The following is a 17,997-nucleotide window of genomic DNA, read 5'->3' as shown; positions in this document are numbered from 1 at the left end:
ACGTGGACACGTCCTGCAGGGGGTCCCGGGATGAGTGCTTCCAGGAGTGAGATCACCGACGCACCCGGCGCCGGGGAGCCCGAGCCCGGACCGGACGGGGCGGATCTGCTCGCGGCGCTGCTCGACGGCATGGACGCCGCGCTCTGCGCCTTCGACGCCGCCGGGACGGTGACGCACTGGAACCGTGAGGCGGAGCGGATCCTCGGCTGGTCGGCGCGGGAGGCGGTGGGCCGACGGGGGTTCGCCGGGTGGGCCGTGCGCAGCGCGGACGCGGGCGAGGTGCAGGAGCGGCTGATGGGGGCGATGGACGCGCCCGGGCGGCAGGTTCACGAGTTCGCGCTGCTGCGCAAGGACGGCGGGCGGGTGCTCGTGCGGACCCAGTCGGCGCGGGTGTCCGGCGCGGACGGCGGGCCCGCCGGGGTGTACTGCGCCTTCAGCGAGGTGCATGCGCAGATCGATCTCGAGCGGTCCATAGCGCTGAGCGAGGCGCTCTTCGACGAGGCGTCGTGGGGTGTCGTCCTGGTCGACGTGGACCTGCGGCCCGCCGTCGTCAACGGTGAGGCGGCCCGCGCGCTCGGGGCGGGACGCTCGTCGGCGCTGGGACGACCGCTGGGTGAACTGCTCGAGCAGGGCGTCGAGGAGTTGGAGGGCGCGCTGCACCATGTGCTGGCGGAAGGCGCGCCGCGAGGTCTCGTCGACCTGTGGGTGGTTCTTGCCGGGGCCGACGGGCAGGAGCAGCGGCGCTGTTGGCGCAGCGGGTTCCTGCGACTGGCCTCCCCGCTCGCGGAGGAGCCGGTTCCGCTGGGGGTGGGGTGGCTGTTCCACGACGTGACGGACGCCAAGCTGGCGGAGCACGAGGCGAGTCGTCTGCGGTTCCGGTCGAGTCAGCTGCACCGGGCGGGCCGTGCGGCCGCGGAGTGCGAGGACCCGGCGGAGGCGGCGACCGCTTATCTCGACTTCGCGCTGGCCGGCTTCGCCGACCATGTGCTGCTGGACATCGCGGAAGGTGACAGCGGTGCCGGCGGCGCCGGCGGGCGTCTGGTGCGGGTGGCCGAGTCACCGGCGGGGGCGCCGGGCCCCTGCGCGGGGGTGGCGGGCGGCGGACTCCCGGTCCGGTACACCCCTGGGCATCCGGTGTTCCAGGCGATGGAGCGGGTCGGCTCCGTACGGGCGAGTGCCGGCGCGGAGGGCGCGCCCGGGGCCTGGGCGGAGCGCCGGCAGTGGCCGTGTGACGCGGCGCACGCCCTGTGCACGGTGCTGCGCAGCCGGGGACGGACGGTCGGAGTCCTGACCTTCCTCCGCGGCCCGGCCCGCCCGGCCTTCGAACGCCCGGACGCGGTCTACGCGGAGAGCGTGGCGGCACCGGTGGGGGCGGCGCTGGATCTGGCGGAAGCGGCGCGCGACTGATCGTGCATGCCCGCCGTACCGCGCTTCGCGCGGGGGCGCCTTCGGCCTCGCCGGCGTTTGAGGCGCGGGGGCCCGGGGGCAGAGCCCCCGAAACACCGGGCTGAGCGCGGTGAACGGGTCCGGGCGGAGCCCGCCACGCGCCGGAGCCGCACAGCGAGTACAGCGGGAAGGGGCGGGGAGAAGCACAGGCCCGCCGCAGGCGTCAGTGGCGGAAGAAGATCCGGTCGCCGTACTCCTCCATCACGCGGCCGTTCCACTCGTGCCCACCGTCCACGTTGCCCGACCGCAACAGCGGCGGCTCGATGCCCCGCTCGGCGAGCCGTTCCGCCGCGGCGGCCATGGTCGCCTGCATCAGCGCGCTGGTCACGACCGTGGACGCCGGGGCGAACGGTGCCTCGATGCCGGCGTGGGTGAGTTCCGCGTCGCCGACCGCGATGTGGGAGTCGAGCACGATGTCGCAGTGGTCCTTGAGGAACGTGCCCGACGAGTGCCGGGACTTCGTCTCCCGCGCGTAGGCGACCGAGGTGACGCCGACGACCGTGAGGCCGAGGGCGCGGGCGTTCATGGCCATCTCGACGGGGAGCGCGTTGCGGCCCGAGAGGGAGATGATCACGAGCAGGTCGCCGGACCGGGCGGGGCTGGAGTCGAGGACCGCGCCGGCCAGGCCGTCGACGCGTTCCAGCGCGGAGCCGAGCGTGGCCGGCATGACGTCGACGCCCACGACGCCGGGGACGGCGAGCAGGTTCATCAGAGCGAGACCGCCGGCCCGGTAGACGACGTCCTGCGCGGCGAGGGACGAGTGTCCGGCGCCGAACGCGAAGAGCCGGCCGCCCAGGGCCACGGTGTCGGCGACGGCGTTCCCCGCGGCCGTGATGTTCTCGGACTCCTCGTCCCGCACGCGCTGCAGCAGGCCGATCGCGGCGTCGAAGAACTGACCGGCCAGCTTGCTCTCGCTCATCGCCGAGCCCTTTCCGCAGGGGTGGGGGGAGTACTGGTGGTACCCGTGTCGCGGATCACGTTGCGGTCTGGACCATTGCCGTGTCAATACGGCCCGTGCCGCGGGCGGCACGGTTGTCGGCGGGATGCGCAAGAATTGACCCGGGGCCAGCGAACGACTGATTTCAAGTCACAGCATCGAGGGGCACGTATGTCCGGACTGATCGACACGACGGAGATGTATCTCCGCACCATCCTCGAGCTCGAGGAGGAGGGTGTGGTGCCCATGCGCGCCCGGATCGCGGAGCGGCTCGACCAGAGCGGCCCGACGGTCAGCCAGACCGTGGCGCGTATGGAGCGCGACGGTCTGGTGACGGTGGCCGGCGACCGGCACCTGGAGCTGACCGGCGAGGGCCGTCAGCTGGCCACGCGTGTGATGCGCAAGCACCGGCTCGCCGAGTGTCTGCTCGTCGACGTGATCGGGCTCGAGTGGGAGCAGGTCCACGCCGAGGCGTGCCGGTGGGAGCACGTGATGAGCGAGGCGGTGGAGCGGCGGGTGCTGGAGCTGCTGCGGCATCCGACGGAGTCGCCGTACGGGAACCCGATCCCGGGTCTCGAGGAGCTCGGCGAGAAGGCGGAGGCCGACCCGTTCCTGGACGACAGCATGGTCTCCCTGGCCGAGCTGGATCCGGGTTCGGACGGCAAGACGGTGGTCGTGCGGCGGATCGGTGAGCCGATCCAGACGGACGCCCAGCTGATGTACACGCTGCGGCGTGCGGGTGTGCAGCCCGGCTCCGTGGTGAGCGTGACGGAGTCGGCGGGCGGGGTGCTCGTGGGCAGCAGCGGTGAGGCGGCGGAGCTGGACGCCGAGGTGGCCTCGCACGTGTTCGTGGCCAAGCGCTGACACCGGGTCCGTCCGGACCGGCCCCGCACCCGGTACCCGGGTGCGGGGCCGGTCCGCGTGCTGCGGGCGTCTTCGGGACTGCGACGGCATCAGGCCGGATTTGATCCGGCTGAAACCGTTTTCCGTACGGAATGGCAGCGGCCGGGCGAATCGCGTGCCACCCTGTGGCTGAGGCATATGACCACGGCCCGGGGGTGGGGACTCCCAGTGAGGGCAGGGGAGGGAATCAGGGTGGTGCGCCTGTCGTACGCCGCGCGCGGGAATCGGCGCGGACGGCCACGCGGACATCTCTGTCCTCGTCCTTGCCCCGTGCCGTGCTGCCGCTTCTGTGCGGGCTCCCTGAAAAGGAGGAGTCCCGGCGCCCGAGGGTGCCGGGACCTGTCCTCCCCTGTGCTGACCCGGAGCCCCGAGCTCCCAGGGTCATTCCCCACGGACCGTCTTCCCCGAGCGGCCCGCCTCCCGCAGAAGATCTCCCCTCGGCAGCGCCGGTCAATCCCCGGGTGTGGTCACTCGAATGAGGGGTGTTGCGCGGCAGGGCCGCGTTTTCGAATACAAGTTCGATAGTCTGGCGGGGCTCGACACGGGGCTCGCCACGGGCCAGTCCGACTCGGGGGAGAGAAGGGGGTGCCAGGATCGATGGTGCGGCGCATCGATGTGACCGGAGCAGGCGGCGTGGGCCTGGCTGCCTGGGAGTTCGCGGACCCGCCCAAGGGACACGGGGAGGGTGAACACGCCCCGGGAGTCTTATTGCTCCACGGTCTGATGGGGCGTGCCTCGCACTGGGCCTCGACGGCACGCTGGCTCGCCGAGCGGCATCGCGCGGTCGCTCTCGACCAGCGCGGCCACGGACGCAGCGACAAGCCCGCCGACGGGCCGTACACCCGCGACGCCTACGTGGCCGACGCGGAGGCCGCGATCGAACAACTGGGCCTCGCGCCCGTGACCCTGATCGGCCACGCGATGGGCGCCCTCACCGCCTGGCAGGTCGCGGCCAAACGCCCCGACCTGGTCCAGGCGTTGGTCATCTGCGACATGCGCGCCTCGGCGCTCGGCGTCGCGACGCAGCGGGAGTGGGAGAACTGGTTCCGCTCCTGGCCCGTGCCGTTCGCGACCCTCGCGGACGTCCGCAAGTGGTTCGGCGAGGACGACCCCCGGGTCGAGCGTCCGAACCCGGCGCGCGGAGAGTTCTTCGCCGAGGTGATGGCCGAATGCGCCGACGGCTGGCGCCCGGTGTTCTCCCCGCAGCAGATGCTCGCGTCCCGCGAGACATGGGTCCACGACGCGCACTGGGAGGAGCTCGCCCAGGTCGACTGCCCCACGCTGGTCGTCCGCGGCCTCGACGGCGCACTGGGCCGCGCGGAGGCCCAGGAGATGGTTCGTGTGCTGCCCCGCGGCCAGTACGGCGAGGTCCCCGAGGCGGGCCACCTGGTCCACTACGACTGCCCGGCCGGCTGGCGCACGGCCATCGAACCCTTCCTGGACGGCGCCCTGACGCCATGACAGACCCCGGCCCACCCCCGGTGCCCGCCCGGACGGGTCCGACGGAGCTCCAGATCGTCGAGATCAGATCCGTGGACGAACACGGCGCGGTGTGCGTCGTGCGCTGCCTGGCCGGCGTCGCCCGCGCCGGGCAGGCGTACGAGGACGGGCGCCTGGTCCTCGAATGGATGGACCAGTACGGGCGGCCGGTGGACGGGGTGGATCCGCCGCACAGCGCGAAGGTGGGCTTCTCCGGGAGGGGCCCCCTCCGCGAGCGGACGGTGCTCTCCACAGACGGACCCCGCCGCTTCGGGTACCTGGGCCCGCGTGAGATCTGGCATGCCGCCGAGGGAGTACCGGTGGGACAGGTCGTCCGCGGTGCCGACGACTTCCGGGCGTGGGCCGCGGCCCGGGAACCCGCGGAGTGGGCGGAACCCTTCACGTACGTCGTCGACGAGGACGGCTTCCTGCGGCTGGCCGCCCGGCGCAGCGAGCATGTCGCCTGTGCCGGGCGGGGCAGTGTCCGTGCGGCCGGCGAGGTCTCCTTCCGGTGGGACGGCGATCGGCGGCATGACGGTCGGCGGGACGGCGGCCGGTGGGAGGTGGTCGAGGTCACCAACCAGTCCACCGGCTACTGCCCCGATCCCGACTGCTGGCCGTCCGTGGCCGCCGCCCTCGACCGGGCCGGGATCGCCCGACCTGCGCGGTTCACGCAGGAGTTCGTCTTCCGTCACTGCACGGGGTGCACCGAACTCAACATCGTCCGGGAGAACCACTTCGTGTGCGTCTTCTGCGGCGCGGACCTGCCGGGCGGCGCCACGCACCAGTGACCACGTTCCCGGCGTACGCGGGCGGCTGCGGATGTTGCGGCCCGGCTCGTGGATCCGGCTGCCCGTACGGTCGAGCGGCGCCGACGTGGTCACGACGCCGTTCGACCGTGCGGGCACCCCTGCGCCGGCCGTCACCCCTTGCTGACGGCCGTCAGGATCTCCGGCAGCCGCCTGGCCGTCCAGGGTGCCGCCAGCCGTACGCCCGCCCAGGCGATCAGTGCCCCGTACACCGCGCCGACCGGCAGCAGCAGCCACTGGGCCCCGGTGTCCTGGCCGGCGGACGTGTTGAGCCAGACGGTGAGCACGATCACCGGGGCGCACAGCAGCGCCGCCACGACCATGCCGCCGAAGATCGAGAGCCAGGCGATCCCGCCCTGCCCCGGTGCCACGTTCTTGTACGCGCTGTCCTGGGGGATCGAGTACGGGAAACGGGCCGACGACACGGCGCCCGTCGCGAGCATCGCGCCGAGCAGCGCGAACGACAGGCCCAGCACCTCCGGCACGTCGTGCAGACGGTCGAGCACCACCGCGGTGATCACCGACACGACCGCCACGTACGGGACGGTGACGACCAGGATCGCCAGGGTGCGCGCCCGCAGTTCGTCGTAGGCGTCACGCGTGGACGAAATCGTCAGGGCCACCATCCAGAAGGCCGAGGTGTCCTGGCCGAACTGGTTGTACGTCATGATGCCGAGCATCCCCGCGGCGAAGCACGCGAAGTAGATCGAGCCGGTGCCCTGCAGGGCGTTGAAGATCGGCACGATCAGCCCGACCGCCAGTGAGGACACCCAGGCGCCCTTCGTCTTGGGGTCGCGCCAGATGTACTTGATGCTGCGCTGAATCACCGTTCCCGTACGGCCCTCGGGCAGCAGTCCGTGCCACCGGCCGGCGGCGGACGGACCCCGCGTCGGCTCCGACGCCGCGGCGAGCGTCGAGCCGTCCGGCGCCGTCATCAGCTTGGTCAGACTCTGCCGCCATGCCCGCAGCAGGAGGACGAGAGCCAGGACCGACAGGGCGAGTTGGGCGAGCGCCGAACCGTACGCGCCGTCGCTCGCGGAGTCCACGGCGCCGATCGCGGACGCCGGTGGCACCCACTGTACGATCGCCGCGGCCGGTTCCAGTGTCGCGAGGCCGCCCGCGTCACTGAGGCGCTGCACACCGAAGTTGACGAACTGGATGCCCACCGCGATCACGAGGCCGCTGAGCACCGCCAGATCGCGGCCCTTGCGGGAGGTGAGCAGCCGGATGTTGGCGGCCGCGACCGTGCGGGCCAGTGCCAGGCAGACCAGCAGGGCCAGCGGGACGGCGACCACCGACACGAGAAGCGCGGCGGCGCCGTGCGAGAGCGCCAGTGCCGAGCCGACGACCACACAGAGCGTGAACAGCGGGCCGATGCCCACGAGCGACGCGCCCAGCAGGGCGGTCACCAGCGGGCCGGGCCGCAGCGGCAGCATCACCAGACGCGTTGGGTCGAGCGTCTCGTCGCCGCTCGGGAAGAACAGCGGCAGCACCGCCCAGCCCAGTGCCAGCAGGCCCGTGAGCAGGACGACGAGCGGCATGGCGTGCTCGTTGCCGCGCAGCAGCAACAGCCCCAGCAACTGGAGCACGGCGAACAGCAGCACCAGGACCATCGAGACGATGAACGCGGCCCTGCGGCCCGACGACTGGCGCAGCCCGTTGCGCAGCAGTGACAGCTTCAGCCGTACGAATACGGAAGTCAGGGACGCCGTGCTCAACGGGCACCGCCGCCGAGCCAGTCCAACGACTGCCCGTCGTCCCTGCCGTGCGCGCCGACCAGCTCCAGGAACGCGGCCTGCAGCGAGGGGGCGTCGCCTCGGACCTCGGCCAGCGGCCCCTGGGCACGGATCGTGCCGGCCGCCATCACCGCCACCCAGTCGCACAGCGACTCGACCAACTCCATGACATGGCTGGAGAAGACGACGGTCGCCCCGGACGCGGTGTACCGCTCGAGCACCCCGCGGATCGTCTGCGCCGACACCGGGTCGACGCCCTCGAACGGCTCGTCCAGGAACAGCACTTCCGGGTTGTGCAGCAGCGCCGCCGCGAGACCGATCTTCTTGCGCATGCCGGTCGAGTAGTCGACGACCAGCTTGTGCTGCGCGCCCGCCAGGTCGAGCACGTCCAGCAGCTGGCCCGCGCGCTTGTCGACCTCGTCACCCGGCAGACCGCGCAACCGGCCGTTGTAGGCGAGCAGTTCACGGCCGGACAGGCGCTCGAACAACCGCAGACCCTCCGGCAGCACGCCGATGCGGGACTTGACCTCGACCGGGTCGCGCCATACGTCGTGGCCGGCGACCCGGACCCGGCCCTGGTCCGGACGGAGCAGGCCCGTGATCATCGACAGAGTCGTCGTCTTGCCCGCTCCGTTCGGTCCCACCAGACCGATGAAACTCCCCGCGGGCAGTGTCAGATCGATCCCCGCGACCGCGATCTGCTCACCGAACCGCTTCCACAACCCCTCGACATGCACGGCGGGCGGAGCCGTACGCGCTCCGCCCACCTCGTCAACTGCCTGGTCAGGCATGTTTTTCCGCGCCTTTCGGAGTCCCCGTGCGTGCCTCGTGGGCACTGATGTCCGGGTCCACCCTACGGACGCCCTCCTACGGAGCGGAGCCCGCTGCCGTACGGATCCTCGCCGCTGCCGCGTCCCTCCCGCACGCGTACGCCAGTGGACTGATCAGTTCCTCCGCGTCGGGGAGCCAGCGGTTCGCGGTAGTGGGACGGCGCGCCCATTGCACGGCGCCCTGTCCGCCGACCCGGGTCGGCGGGGCCGCCACGTAGTGGCCCTCACCGCGTGCGACCAGATCGAGATAGCTCGGCAACCAGCCGAGGTTCCTGATCAGCTCAGGGGCCTTGAGCGCCGCGCCCGGCAGCACGAAGAACAGCATTCGGCGATCGGGGGTGCAGGTGACGGGGCCGAGGGGGAGATTCATCCGCTCCATGCGCGCCAGCGCCAGGAAGCCGGCCGACTCCGGCACGTCGAGGGCGTCGAAGGTGCGGCCGGTGGGGAGCAGGATCGAGGCGGTCGGATGTTTCGACCAGAGTCTGCGTGCGGCCGTGGCGCTGCCGGTGGCCTGGCTCGCCCAGTCGGGCCGGGAGGCGTGCGCGCCGGGGAGGGCGCAGTCGTTGTCGCCGCACGAGCAGTGCTGCGTGCCGCGTGCCGCCTCCAACCAAGTGCCGGGGAACACGTCCCAGTGCCGCTCTTCCGCGTACCGCACGGCGCAGTCCAGCAGCTGCTCGCCTCGCTGATGGGGGATCTGTACGGCTTCCGTGACTCCTATGGTCTCTTCCACGACACACTCAACTACCGCTGAAGGCACGGGTTACGGGGCGTGAGGCGATGGGCCCCGCAGCATCGATCCTGCACCTGGGGCGCACAGGCGCACGGGCGGGCGGGGCGGGCGCGCGGGGCCGGGACGGCAAAAGGAACCAACCCTGCCATCTCTGCATTCTCCGTATATGAGCCGGGCATCGATCAGATCATTGATCATCGCGGCACCAGGGGGTTGTTCATGGCAGCCAGGTCTCTCGTCGTCCGTCAGCCGAACGAACGGCTGTACGCGCTCATCCAGGAAGCCGGATGCTCGAACGCCGGGCTGGCCCGGCGCGTCAACACGATGGGCGCGGAACGCGGCCTCGACCTGCGCTACGACAAGACGTCCGTGGCGCGCTGGCTGCGCGGCCAGCAGCCGCGCGGCAGAGCGCCCGGCGTCATCGCGGAGGCGCTCGGCCGCAAGCTCGGCCGTCCGGTCTCCGTCGAGGAGATCGGCATGGCGAGCGGCGGGAACCTCGCAGGCGGCATCGGCCTGCAGTTCGCGTCGACCGTCACCGGGGCGATCGAGCAGGTCTGCGAGTTGTGGCGCGGCGACGCGGGCCGCGGCGAAGGGCTGTCGGGCTCGGCGGTCGCCGTGTCGGCCCATGTCGAGCCGAGCCGGGACTGGTTGATCACCCAAGTCGACGCGCAGGTGGCGCGCACCGCCGGCGCGCGGGTCGGGACCGCGGACGTCGACGCCGTCCGGGCGATGACCGCGGCCCTGACCGAGATGGACCACCGCTTCGGCAGCGGCCATGTACGGCCGGTCGTCGTGCACTACCTGAACAGCGTGGTCGCCGGACTGCTCGCCGGCTCGTACCGCGAGGCCGTCGGCAGGGAGTTGTTCGCGGCCGTCGCGCGGCTGACGGAGCTCGCCGGTTACATGGCCGTGGACACCGGTCGGCCGGGACTCGCCCAGCGGTACTACATCCAGGCGCTGCGGCTCGCGCAGGCCGCGGGCGACCGCGCCTACGGCGGCTATGTGCTGGCCGCGTCCATGAGCCACCTGGCCGCGGAGCTCGGCAGCCCGCGGGAGGTCGCTCAGCTCGCCAGAGCGGCACAGGAAGGCGCGCGGGGGCGGGTCACGGCACGGGTGCAGGCGATGTTCCACGCGGCGGAGGCACGCGGGCACGCCCTGCTCGGGGATGCCCGTACCTGCCATGAGGTGGCCGGCAGAGCGGTCACCGCCCTGGAGCGGGCCGACGCGGGCTCGGGCGACGATCCGGTCTGGATCACCCACTTCGACCGGGCGTACCTCGCGGACGAGCTGGCCCACTGCTACCGGGACCTCGGTCACGCACAGACCGCGGCACGGCACGCGGCGGACGCGCTGGACGGCCACCCCGAGTCGCGGGCGAGACGCCGTGCGATCGGCCTCGTACTGCTGGCCTCCGCGCAGGTGCAGCAGCGTGAGGTGGAACAGGCCTGCTACACGGGCACGCGGGCGGTCGAGCTGCTCGGCACACTGCGCTCCAGCAGGGGCGCTGAGTATCTCGACGACCTGCTGCTGAGGATGCAGCCGTACGCGCAGGAGCCGGTGGTCCGGGAGTTCGCCGCGCGCCTCGAGCCGCGGTCCGCCGCGTGACGCACGGACCGGGTGACGCGGGGGCCGCATGACGCGAGAGGGGGGTCGGGGAAGCGGGCGGAGCGGCAGCCGGGCAAGGGCTTTCTCCCGCCCTTCAACTGCGAGTTGTGTCCGCATCCTGTCACTGCTGGGGCACGTGTGTGCGGACCGCTCCGGGCACCCGGTAGCGTGAACCGACGGTTTCGTAGGTCCACACGTAGGAGTCCCGGTGACGCACAGCGGACAGGAGGGCGAGCAGTGGCTGCCCGCCGCGCGGCCCGCGCACGAAGGCGTCGTGCTGCCCGCCGACGGCAGTGAGCCCCTCATACCGGGCGCGCCGGGCGCGCCGGGCGCGCAGGCCACTCCGGCGGGTGGGCAGCCGTGGGGTGAGCCTTGGGGGCCCCAGTCCGCGCCGCAGGCGCCCCAGGCGCCGGGATACGGCTACCCTCCGGGTCCGCCCCCGCAGCCCGGCGGGACGCCGCAGGGCTACGGCTACCCCGGCGGCCCCGCACCGACCGGTGGCTACGGCTACCCCGGCGGCCCCGCACAGCCGGGTGCCTACGGTGCGCCGCCGCCGCAGCATCCGCAGCAGCAGCCGCACTCACCCGCCGGGTACGGCACGCCGCCACCCCCGCATCCCGGAGTGCACGCACAGCCCCTTCCGCCGCAGGGCGCCCCGCAGGGCCCTCAGGGTGCGGCTCCGCAGGGTCAGTACCCGCCGCCGTACGCGGCGCAGACCGGTCCCGGCCAGGGGCAGTTCCCCGCTCCGGGCGCGCTGCCGCCACAGGCTCCCCAGGGCGTGGACCCGCAGGGCCGTTACCAGCAGACCGCCCCCGGCCAGGCCCCGCAGGCGCCGGGCCCGCACGGCGCGTACCCGCAGGCCGCCCCCATGGGCGACTCCGACGCGACGCAGTACATCGCGCCCGTCGCCTCCGGCGCGCTGCCGCCCGAGGTGCCGGCGGAGTCGACGACGTTCCTCGGTACGGGGCCCCTGGCGGCCTCCGGCGACCCGCAGAGCGGCCCGCAGGGCGTGCCGCAGACCTCGGACTCCGACGCCACGCAGTACATCGCCCCTGTGCCGGGCGGGAACGGTCCGCCGGGCCCCGCCGGCGCCGCCGTGCCGCCCGCTCCCGCCGGGGCGCCGTTCGGCATCCGGCCCGGTGCTCCCGGTGACCGGCAGCCCCCCGCGGAGTTCGACAGCCTCTTCCGCTCGGAGGGGGCCGGTCCCGAACCGGCCGACGCCACACAGCAGATGCCCCGTTTCGACGAGCCGCCGCCCGCCCATCAGCAGGCGCGCCGCCCCGGCTACCAGCAGCCGGTCCGATCCGAGCCGCAGTACGACCCCGAGCCCGAGCCGCGCCGCCGGTCCACCGTGCCCGTGGTCGCCGCGCTCGTCATCGGTTGTGCCGTGCTCGGTCTCGGTGTCAGCGCGGTGATGTTCGGCGGCGAGGACGAGAAGGATCCGGGCACCGGCCAGAACGTCGCCGCCGACAGTCCGGCGCCCAGCGCGTCGACCCCCTCCACCAAGGCCGCCGATCCCGCGGAACCGCAGGCCAAGGAGCTCGACAAGCTTCTCGCGGACAGCAACAACAGCCGTGCCGCGGTGATCCGTTCCGTGGAGAACATCAGGTCCTGCAAGAACCTGGACCAGGCTGCCGCGGACCTCAAGGGCGCCGCCCAGCAGCGCCGCGAACTGGTGACCCGGCTGGGCGCCCTGTCGGTGGACAAGCTGCCGGACCACACCGCGCTGACCGCGTCGCTGACCAAGGCGTGGCAGGCGTCTGCGTCGGCCGACGACCACTACGCGGCATGGGCGGGGCAGGTGAAGAGCAAGAAGGGCTGCAAGGACGGCAAGGCGCGGACCACGAAGCAGACCGCCCTGGGCAACACCGCGAGCGGTGAGGCGACGAAGGCGAAGAACGAGGCGTCGAAGCTGTGGAACTCGATCGCCCGCAAGTACGGCCTGACGGAGCGCAGCAGCAGCCAGCTCTGAGCCGGCGGACCCCGGGCCGGACCCCTGTGGGACGGCCCGGTCCGGGCCGTGGGAACCGGCCCGGGAGCCGGCACGCCGGATCCGGCCTGCCGGGATCCGGCAGGCCGGGCCCTGCGCTAGGAAGCGTCCATCAGGGTCGCGGCGACATCGACGAAGCCCTTGCGCTGCGCCACCAGGCGTCCGTCGCGCACCACTTGGAAGGTCACGGCGGTGTTGACGATCCGGGGGTAACGGGAGGCGCCGAGCATGTCCTCGTAGATCCACCGCAGGTCCGGCGTGAGGCCGTCGGTCGACACCTTCACCCCCTGGTCGAGGGCGTGCGAGATCTTGCCGGGTGTGATGCGGTCGCTGTCGATCGCCCTGATGACCTCGGCCAGCACCGAGTACGCGATCCAGGTGGTCTGCACACCGGCGTCGGCCGGGTCGACGCTGTTGTCGCCGAAGGCGTGGGTCCTGATGACGTCACGCATCCGGTCCCAGCGGGCGTCGCTCGCGTCCGGGTACCAGCCGGTGACGTAGGCGCCCTCGTAGGGTCCGTTGCGGCCGCCGGTGCGGTCGATGAGGGGCTGGCCGACGCTTCCCATGACCGACGAGATCCTGACCTGCCGGCCGTCCTCCGGCAGCCGCCGGTAGGAGTCGAAGAAGGTCTCCGTGCGCTCGCCGAGCGCGGCCGTGACACAGCCCGGCCGGTCGTCGCCGTCCCTGGCCGTCGTCCAGGTGGGTTCGGCCGCCTCCTTGCGCGCCCGTTCGGCCTCGTCGGCGTAGTCGGAGGCGTCGTCGGCGGCGAGGATGTCCGCGGACTCACGCCCCTTCTCCTGCGCCAGACCGGAGTTGAGGAGGTCGGGGAGGTCGTCCCCGGCGAGGCTGTCCGGCCGTACGAGTGCGACCTTGTCGCAGACGTTGGCCAGCTGCTCGCCGTTACCGGCGAGCAGCGCGGCCTGGCCGCCGTTGACGGGATAGGACAGATAGCTGGAGAACTCCTCGTCGGAGACGCCGAATCCGCCGATGAAGGGAATGCCCGCGGCTTCCAGCGGTGCCATGAAGGCGTCGCCGTACTGGCTGTAGGATCCGACCACCGCGGCCGCGCCCTCCTTGACCGCCTGCCGGGCGCACATCGCCGCACCCCTGGGGGTGTTCTTCTCGTTGCAGGTGATGACGCGCAGTTCGTGGCCGTCGATGCCGCCCTGGGACGCGGTCCAGCGGGCGTAGGCCTCGGCCATCGCCGGCATGCCGGGCATGTTGGTCGCCTTGGTCTTCTCAGGGGCGAAGGTCATGATGGTGACGGGCTCCCTGGAGCCCCCCGGGTCGCCAGGGAGTACGCCGCAGCCGGCGACGAGCGACGCCCCGGTCGCCACCACCGCCGTGTATGCGGTACGGATTCGTACGGTCTTGGAAGGGCGGGAGGAGGAGGAACGACGCCTACCGGTCATGACTGTGCACGCTTCCGGTTCCAGGTAACGGCACAGTGAGCACGAATCAACGGGGGGTGACGTCGAGGTGAATTGCCGGGGTGGGTCCAGGCGTGCGGAAAGGGAACGTACGATCGAAGGCGTGCAGCAAGGTTCGGTCAACCCTTCCCGTCGCGGCCGTCGCTCCTCCACCATGGGCGGCATGCCGCTCAACGACATGCCCTGGTGGCGCTGGCGCAGCAATGTGCGTTCGGCGCTGCACATGCTTTCCGACCCCGTCTTCCACCAGGAGTGCTGGCTGGCGGGGCTCGAGGGATACGGCGACGTCACGGACGCCGTCTACCGTCTGGTCGAGGACACCTGGCTGGACAGCTGGTCCGCGGAGAAGTACGTCGGGACGATCTTCCGTGACTCCGACGAGGCGGCCCTCGTGGACGTCGCCGTGCTGCGCGTGCTGCGGATCATGCACCAGATCGGCGCCGACGCCCCGGTCTCCGCGTACCTGGAGCACCAGGGCTGGCCGGATGCCGTACAGGCGGCGCGTGACGCGCACGTCCGGCTTTCGCAGAACGACGGGGAGGACCCCGACGCCCCGCCGCGTTCCCTGGAAGTTCTGCGGATCATGACCCGGTCCGCCTGACGGACGGGCCCGGTACGGCCCTGGTGTATGTGGCAGGCTACGAGGATGACCGACCAGTACGTCCTGACGCTCTCCTGCCCTGACAAACAGGGCATCGTGCACGCCGTCTCGAGCTACCTGTTCATCACCGGCTGCAACATCGAGGACAGCCGGCAGTTCGGTGACCGGGACACTGGTCTGTTCTTCATGAGGGTCCACTTCTCCGCGGAGGCCCCCGTCACGGTCGACAAGCTCCGCGCCAGTTTCGCCGCGGTGGGAGACGCCTTCCAGATGGACTGGCAGATCCATCTCGCGGAGGAGCGGATGCGGATCGTCCTGATGGTCAGCAGATTCGGGCACTGCCTGAACGACCTGCTGTTCCGCTCGCGGACCGGTGCACTGCCCGTCGAGATCGCGGCGGTCGTCTCCAACCACACGGACTTCGCCGAACTCGTCGCCTCGTACGACATCCCGTTCCATCACATTCCGGTCACCAAGGACACCAAGGACGCCGCGGAGGCCCGGCTGCTGGAGCTGGTCCGCGCGGAGAACGTCGAGCTGGTCGTCCTCGCCCGCTACATGCAGGTCCTCTCCGACGACATCTGCAAGCAGCTCAGCGGCCGGATCATCAACATCCACCACTCCTTCCTGCCGAGCTTCAAGGGCGCCAAGCCGTACCACCAGGCGCACGCCCGCGGTGTGAAGCTGATCGGTGCGACCGCGCACTACGTGACGGCCGACCTCGACGAGGGGCCGATCATCGAGCAGGAGGTCGAACGGGTCGGCCACGAGGTCACACCCGACCAGCTCGTGGCGATCGGCCGCGACGTCGAGTGCCAGGCGCTGGCCCGCGCGGTCAAGTGGCACGCCGAGCACCGCATCCTGCTCAACGGCCGCCGCACGGTCGTCTTCGCCTGACGTGCCGACCGCGTGACGTGCCGGTCGTGCGACGTGCCGGCCGCGTGACGTGGCGGGCGTGCGACGTGCCGGTCGCGTGACGTGGCGGGCGTGCGACGTGCCGGTCGCGTGACGTGGCGGGCGTGCGACGTGCCGGTCGCGTGGCGTGCCGCCGCCGTGGCGTTGCCTGCTATCCGCGGACCGGGTTGTCGCACAGGTCGTCCAGCACGAACGCCTTCTCCTGCTGCTGCAGCAGACGCTCCGCTTCCAGGGCCCCCAGCAACCGGTCCAGCAGCGACTCGTTCAACGGGTCGTCCACGAACTCCAGCACGGCCCGGTGGAACGCGTCCCGAAGCGTCGGCGGCATCGCGTCGGAGGCGTCGAAACAGATCCGGCCCGCCGAGTCGAACAGCTGCTGCACCTCCCGGGTGGCCGGCGACGCCGGCACGGAGGTCGCCTGGCCGCCGGGGAAGAACGGGCGCTCACCGGGGAGCGCCGCGTTCGCCCAGCTCTCACGCGCCGCCTTCGAGGTGAGCCGCCCGAGCAGATCCCACGCCTCCGCGCTGCCGCGGAACACCGCGGCCATGTCGCCCGACACCTCGAACGCGTTCTCGCCGCCCTCCGCCCCGGTCGGCATTCCGACCAGGTAGCGGGCCGTGGGTCTGGGCAGCACATCGTCCCCGTAGTGCCTGCGGATGAACGAACCCTGGTGCTCATGGGTGCAGTCGCCCCGGTTCAGCAGACCGTGACGGCCGTCGTCGAGCAGCTCGAAGTCCGCAAGCTCCTTGGCGCCGGGACTGCGGCCGTCAGCGGTGAGCAACCGCGCCCACTCCTCCCACACCGGCCGGGTCCGCTGCCACGGCGTCCTGCCCGTCGCCCAGTCCTCGTACGCGGCCGAGCCCTCGCGCTGCAGCATCAGGTCCTCCAGCCAGTCGGTGCCGGGCCAGCCGGACGTGGCCCCCGAACCCAGGCCCACACACCACACCGGATCACCGTCCGCCGCGTCCTTGCCGCTCCACACCAGCGACTTGAGATCGACCCGGATCGGTGCCCAGTAGGCACGGGTACGGGCCTCGCCACCGGCCTCGTGGACGGTCACCGGGGGCGCCCAGGGCGGTACGGCAGCCCCCGCGACCTCCTCGGGCAGCGGAAGGAGATCGCCCGCCCGCGCGTATTCGGCGAGTTCGCCGGGGCTGTTGAGTATCGCCACGTCCGGTGGCGCACCGGCCTGGAGCTGGGCGACGAGGGTCTCGCGCAGGGAGCGGGTCCCCTTGTAGACGTAGCTGTGACCGGTCTGCTTCCCGATGGCGGCCAGCGCGGTGACGAACGGCCGCTCCTCGCCGTCCGTCCACGGGCCGAGCACGACGAGGGTCCGCTCGTCCGACCGCCCGTCGCAGCCGGCCGCGGCCGTCGCCACGAACAGCAGACACCCCGCGAGCAGCGCCCTCAAACCCCTGCGTCTCCTCATGAGTCCCTCACGCCTCGGTGTCCTGCCGTCTCGGGGTGCGGGCCGCCGGGTACGGCCTGCCGTACAGACAGAGCGTGACCCCGCAGGCCAGCGCGCCGAGTCCGGCCGCGGGCACCACGATCCCCGCCGTGAGCGACCAGCCGTCCGGGTTCGCCGCGTCCATGCGCGCGTACGCCGTGTCCGTCGCCGCCTCGATCGCACGCGGGGCGCCCGTGGACGCGCCGACCTCTGCCAGGCCGGCGGCGGCCTCCCGTACGTCCTGCTGCGCCCCGTGCTCCTGGGCACCGCCGAACGCCAGCAGCACCGGTGTGATCAGAACCGGGAGCGCGCCCGCCACCAACTGCAGGCTGACCAGCCGCAGCCGGTCCCGCAGGAACAACGCCGTGCCGACGGTCAGGAACCCGAACAGCGCGGTCGCCGGCACGGCGGCCCCGGCGGCCGTGAGAGTCAGCGGACTCCAGGCCGCCAGGTCGGCGTTCTCCTGCCGCAGCCGGCTCTCCAGCCCTTCGATCCGGTCCAGCACGGCGGTCGGCGCGCGGGGCGTGGCCGAATTGGCGCCGGGGCCGCTGAGCAGGTCGTCCGCGTACTCGACACCGGCCACGCGCAGCACGTCGCTGGCCCGGTTGCGGTCCGCCCAGGCGATCTTGTCGCCGTACGCGACGACCAGCCCGGACACCACCCGCAGCTCCTGCTCCTGCCCCCGGCTCAGGGCGCCGGACTGGGCGACCCGGTTGAGGCTCTGCGACGCCTCCGTCAGCCGTGAGCGGTACGTCTCACCCAGCTCGACCTGCCCGGCCTGCGCCGCCGTCAGCAGCCGTAACTCCGCCTGCGCCTGCGCCAGTCCCAGCGATGTCCGGGCCTGCGCCAGCCCTTCCAGCGCGGGCACCGACCGGTCCCGCATCCGCTCGGACCGGTCGTGCACATCGCTGTACGCGGTGGCGCACAGCGCGAGTGCGACGAGGCCGAGGGCGGGCAGCACGAGCATCCGCCGCCGCAGGAAGGCGGCCGTTGCCCGTCGGCCGCCGGGGCCGCGGCCGACGGCTCGCGCCCACAGGGCGGGGCCCGCGGCCTCGGCGTGCCGCCACAGGGCGGTGGTACACCGCCGCAGGGTGGCGCTGTCGGGTCTCATCAGGCCTCCTCGGGTCTGCGGACCGGCC

15 protein-coding genes are annotated in these 17,997 nt (G+C 72.4%); 8 read left to right on the top strand and 7 right to left on the bottom strand.

Features of this window, described 5'->3' with window-relative positions:
• Positions 1 to 30 precede the first annotated feature (30 nt).
• On the top strand, positions 31 to 1,407 hold the full coding sequence (locus ACFYV1_RS19135) for a PAS domain-containing protein (RefSeq protein ID WP_389396670.1): 1,377 nt from the start codon (positions 31 to 33) through the stop codon (positions 1,405 to 1,407).
• A 202-nt stretch (positions 1,408 to 1,609) separates the two neighbouring features.
• Here the strand turns inward: ACFYV1_RS19135 and ACFYV1_RS19130 are convergent, their stop codons facing one another.
• Positions 1,610 to 2,365, bottom strand: coding sequence for an SIS domain-containing protein (locus ACFYV1_RS19130; RefSeq protein WP_389396669.1), 756 nt, complete (start codon positions 2,363 to 2,365; stop codon positions 1,610 to 1,612).
• A 189-nt stretch (positions 2,366 to 2,554) separates the two neighbouring features.
• On the opposite strand from ACFYV1_RS19130, the gene ACFYV1_RS19125 reads away from it, so the two are divergent.
• From ACFYV1_RS19125 to ACFYV1_RS19115, 3 genes are all read left to right on the top strand, one after another.
• Positions 2,555 to 3,247, top strand: coding sequence for a metal-dependent transcriptional regulator (locus ACFYV1_RS19125; protein WP_389396668.1), 693 nt, complete (start codon positions 2,555 to 2,557; stop codon positions 3,245 to 3,247).
• 636 nt (positions 3,248 to 3,883) lie between these two features.
• Positions 3,884 to 4,747 (top strand): alpha/beta fold hydrolase, encoded by an 864-nt coding sequence (locus ACFYV1_RS19120; protein ID WP_389396904.1) that lies wholly within the window; start codon positions 3,884 to 3,886, stop codon positions 4,745 to 4,747.
• On the top strand, positions 4,744 to 5,556 hold the full coding sequence (locus tag ACFYV1_RS19115) for a hypothetical protein (protein WP_389396667.1): 813 nt from the start codon (positions 4,744 to 4,746) through the stop codon (positions 5,554 to 5,556). Before ACFYV1_RS19120 ends, ACFYV1_RS19115 begins: the two co-directional genes overlap by 4 nt.
• A 131-nt stretch (positions 5,557 to 5,687) precedes the next feature.
• On the opposite strand, the gene ACFYV1_RS19110 is transcribed toward ACFYV1_RS19115, so the two are convergent.
• The 3 genes from ACFYV1_RS19110 to ACFYV1_RS19100 form a co-directional block, all read right to left on the bottom strand.
• On the bottom strand, positions 5,688 to 7,292 hold the full coding sequence (locus tag ACFYV1_RS19110; protein ID WP_389396666.1) for a transporter: 1,605 nt from the start codon (positions 7,290 to 7,292) through the stop codon (positions 5,688 to 5,690).
• Complete coding sequence (locus ACFYV1_RS19105) at positions 7,289 to 8,101, bottom strand: ABC transporter ATP-binding protein (protein WP_389396665.1); 813 nt, start codon at positions 8,099 to 8,101, stop codon at positions 7,289 to 7,291. Before ACFYV1_RS19105 ends, ACFYV1_RS19110 begins: the two co-directional genes overlap by 4 nt.
• A gap of 76 nt (positions 8,102 to 8,177) precedes the next feature.
• A complete protein-coding gene (locus ACFYV1_RS19100) occupies positions 8,178 to 8,870 on the bottom strand; it encodes a bifunctional DNA primase/polymerase (RefSeq protein ID WP_389396664.1) in 693 nt (230 codons plus the stop codon).
• 219 nt (positions 8,871 to 9,089) lie between these two features.
• Between ACFYV1_RS19100 and ACFYV1_RS19095 the strand changes: the two genes are divergently transcribed.
• Together ACFYV1_RS19095 and ACFYV1_RS19090 are read left to right on the top strand one after the other, a co-directional pair.
• Entirely contained in the window at positions 9,090 to 10,475 is a 1,386-nt protein-coding gene (locus tag ACFYV1_RS19095; protein ID WP_389396663.1) for a transcriptional regulator, read from the top strand.
• Between the two features lie 208 nt (positions 10,476 to 10,683).
• A complete protein-coding gene (locus tag ACFYV1_RS19090; protein WP_389396662.1) occupies positions 10,684 to 12,447 on the top strand; it encodes a hypothetical protein in 1,764 nt (587 codons plus the stop codon).
• A gap of 116 nt (positions 12,448 to 12,563) precedes the next feature.
• Here the strand turns inward: ACFYV1_RS19090 and ACFYV1_RS19085 are convergent, their stop codons facing one another.
• Positions 12,564 to 13,877, bottom strand: coding sequence for an ABC transporter substrate-binding protein (locus ACFYV1_RS19085; protein ID WP_389396661.1), 1,314 nt, complete (start codon positions 13,875 to 13,877; stop codon positions 12,564 to 12,566).
• A 172-nt stretch (positions 13,878 to 14,049) separates the two neighbouring features.
• On the opposite strand from ACFYV1_RS19085, the gene ACFYV1_RS19080 reads away from it, so the two are divergent.
• Positions 14,050 to 14,496, top strand: coding sequence for a hypothetical protein (locus ACFYV1_RS19080; protein WP_389396903.1), 447 nt, complete (start codon positions 14,050 to 14,052; stop codon positions 14,494 to 14,496).
• A gap of 45 nt (positions 14,497 to 14,541) precedes the next feature.
• Positions 14,542 to 15,393, top strand: coding sequence for a formyltetrahydrofolate deformylase (purU, locus tag ACFYV1_RS19075; protein ID WP_389396660.1), 852 nt, complete (start codon positions 14,542 to 14,544; stop codon positions 15,391 to 15,393).
• A 169-nt stretch (positions 15,394 to 15,562) separates the two neighbouring features.
• Here purU and ACFYV1_RS19070 read toward each other — a convergent pair whose 3' ends face one another.
• Both ACFYV1_RS19070 and ACFYV1_RS19065 read right to left on the bottom strand, forming a co-directional pair.
• Positions 15,563 to 16,822, bottom strand: coding sequence for an extracellular solute-binding protein (locus ACFYV1_RS19070; RefSeq protein WP_389396659.1), 1,260 nt, complete (start codon positions 16,820 to 16,822; stop codon positions 15,563 to 15,565).
• A 25-nt stretch (positions 16,823 to 16,847) separates the two neighbouring features.
• The gene (locus ACFYV1_RS19065; protein WP_389396658.1) at positions 16,848 to 17,969 is read right to left on the bottom strand and encodes a hypothetical protein; all 1,122 of its coding nucleotides are present in this window, start codon (positions 17,967 to 17,969) and stop codon (positions 16,848 to 16,850) included.
• Positions 17,970 to 17,997 lie beyond the last annotated feature (28 nt).

Origin of the sequence: Streptomyces sp. NPDC003023, from assembly GCF_042888225.1 — a bacterium.
Taxonomy (GTDB): Bacteria; Actinomycetota; Actinomycetes; order Streptomycetales; family Streptomycetaceae; genus Streptomyces.
This window is presented reverse-complemented; position numbering and strand designations above follow the sequence as displayed.

Bases quoted from the DNA above. Each gene is read 5' to 3' on its own strand.
- ACFYV1_RS19135 (WP_389396670.1), top strand. From the start codon at position 31: ATGAGTGCTTCCAGGAGTGAGATCACCGACGCACCCGGCGCCGGGGAG.
- ACFYV1_RS19130 (WP_389396669.1), bottom strand. From the start codon at position 2,365: ATGAGCGAGAGCAAGCTGGCCGGTCAGTTCTTCGACGCCGCGATCGGC.
- ACFYV1_RS19125 (WP_389396668.1), top strand. From the start codon at position 2,555: ATGTCCGGACTGATCGACACGACGGAGATGTATCTCCGCACCATCCTC.
- ACFYV1_RS19120 (WP_389396904.1), top strand. From the start codon at position 3,884: ATGGTGCGGCGCATCGATGTGACCGGAGCAGGCGGCGTGGGCCTGGCT.
- ACFYV1_RS19115 (WP_389396667.1), top strand. From the start codon at position 4,744: ATGACAGACCCCGGCCCACCCCCGGTGCCCGCCCGGACGGGTCCGACG.
- ACFYV1_RS19105 (WP_389396665.1), bottom strand. From the start codon at position 8,101: ATGCCTGACCAGGCAGTTGACGAGGTGGGCGGAGCGCGTACGGCTCCG.
- ACFYV1_RS19095 (WP_389396663.1), top strand. From the start codon at position 9,090: ATGGCAGCCAGGTCTCTCGTCGTCCGTCAGCCGAACGAACGGCTGTAC.
- ACFYV1_RS19085 (WP_389396661.1), bottom strand. From the start codon at position 13,877: ATGACCGGTAGGCGTCGTTCCTCCTCCTCCCGCCCTTCCAAGACCGTA.
- ACFYV1_RS19080 (WP_389396903.1), top strand. From the start codon at position 14,050: ATGGGCGGCATGCCGCTCAACGACATGCCCTGGTGGCGCTGGCGCAGC.
- purU (WP_389396660.1), top strand. From the start codon at position 14,542: ATGACCGACCAGTACGTCCTGACGCTCTCCTGCCCTGACAAACAGGGC.
- ACFYV1_RS19065 (WP_389396658.1), bottom strand. From the start codon at position 17,969: ATGAGACCCGACAGCGCCACCCTGCGGCGGTGTACCACCGCCCTGTGG.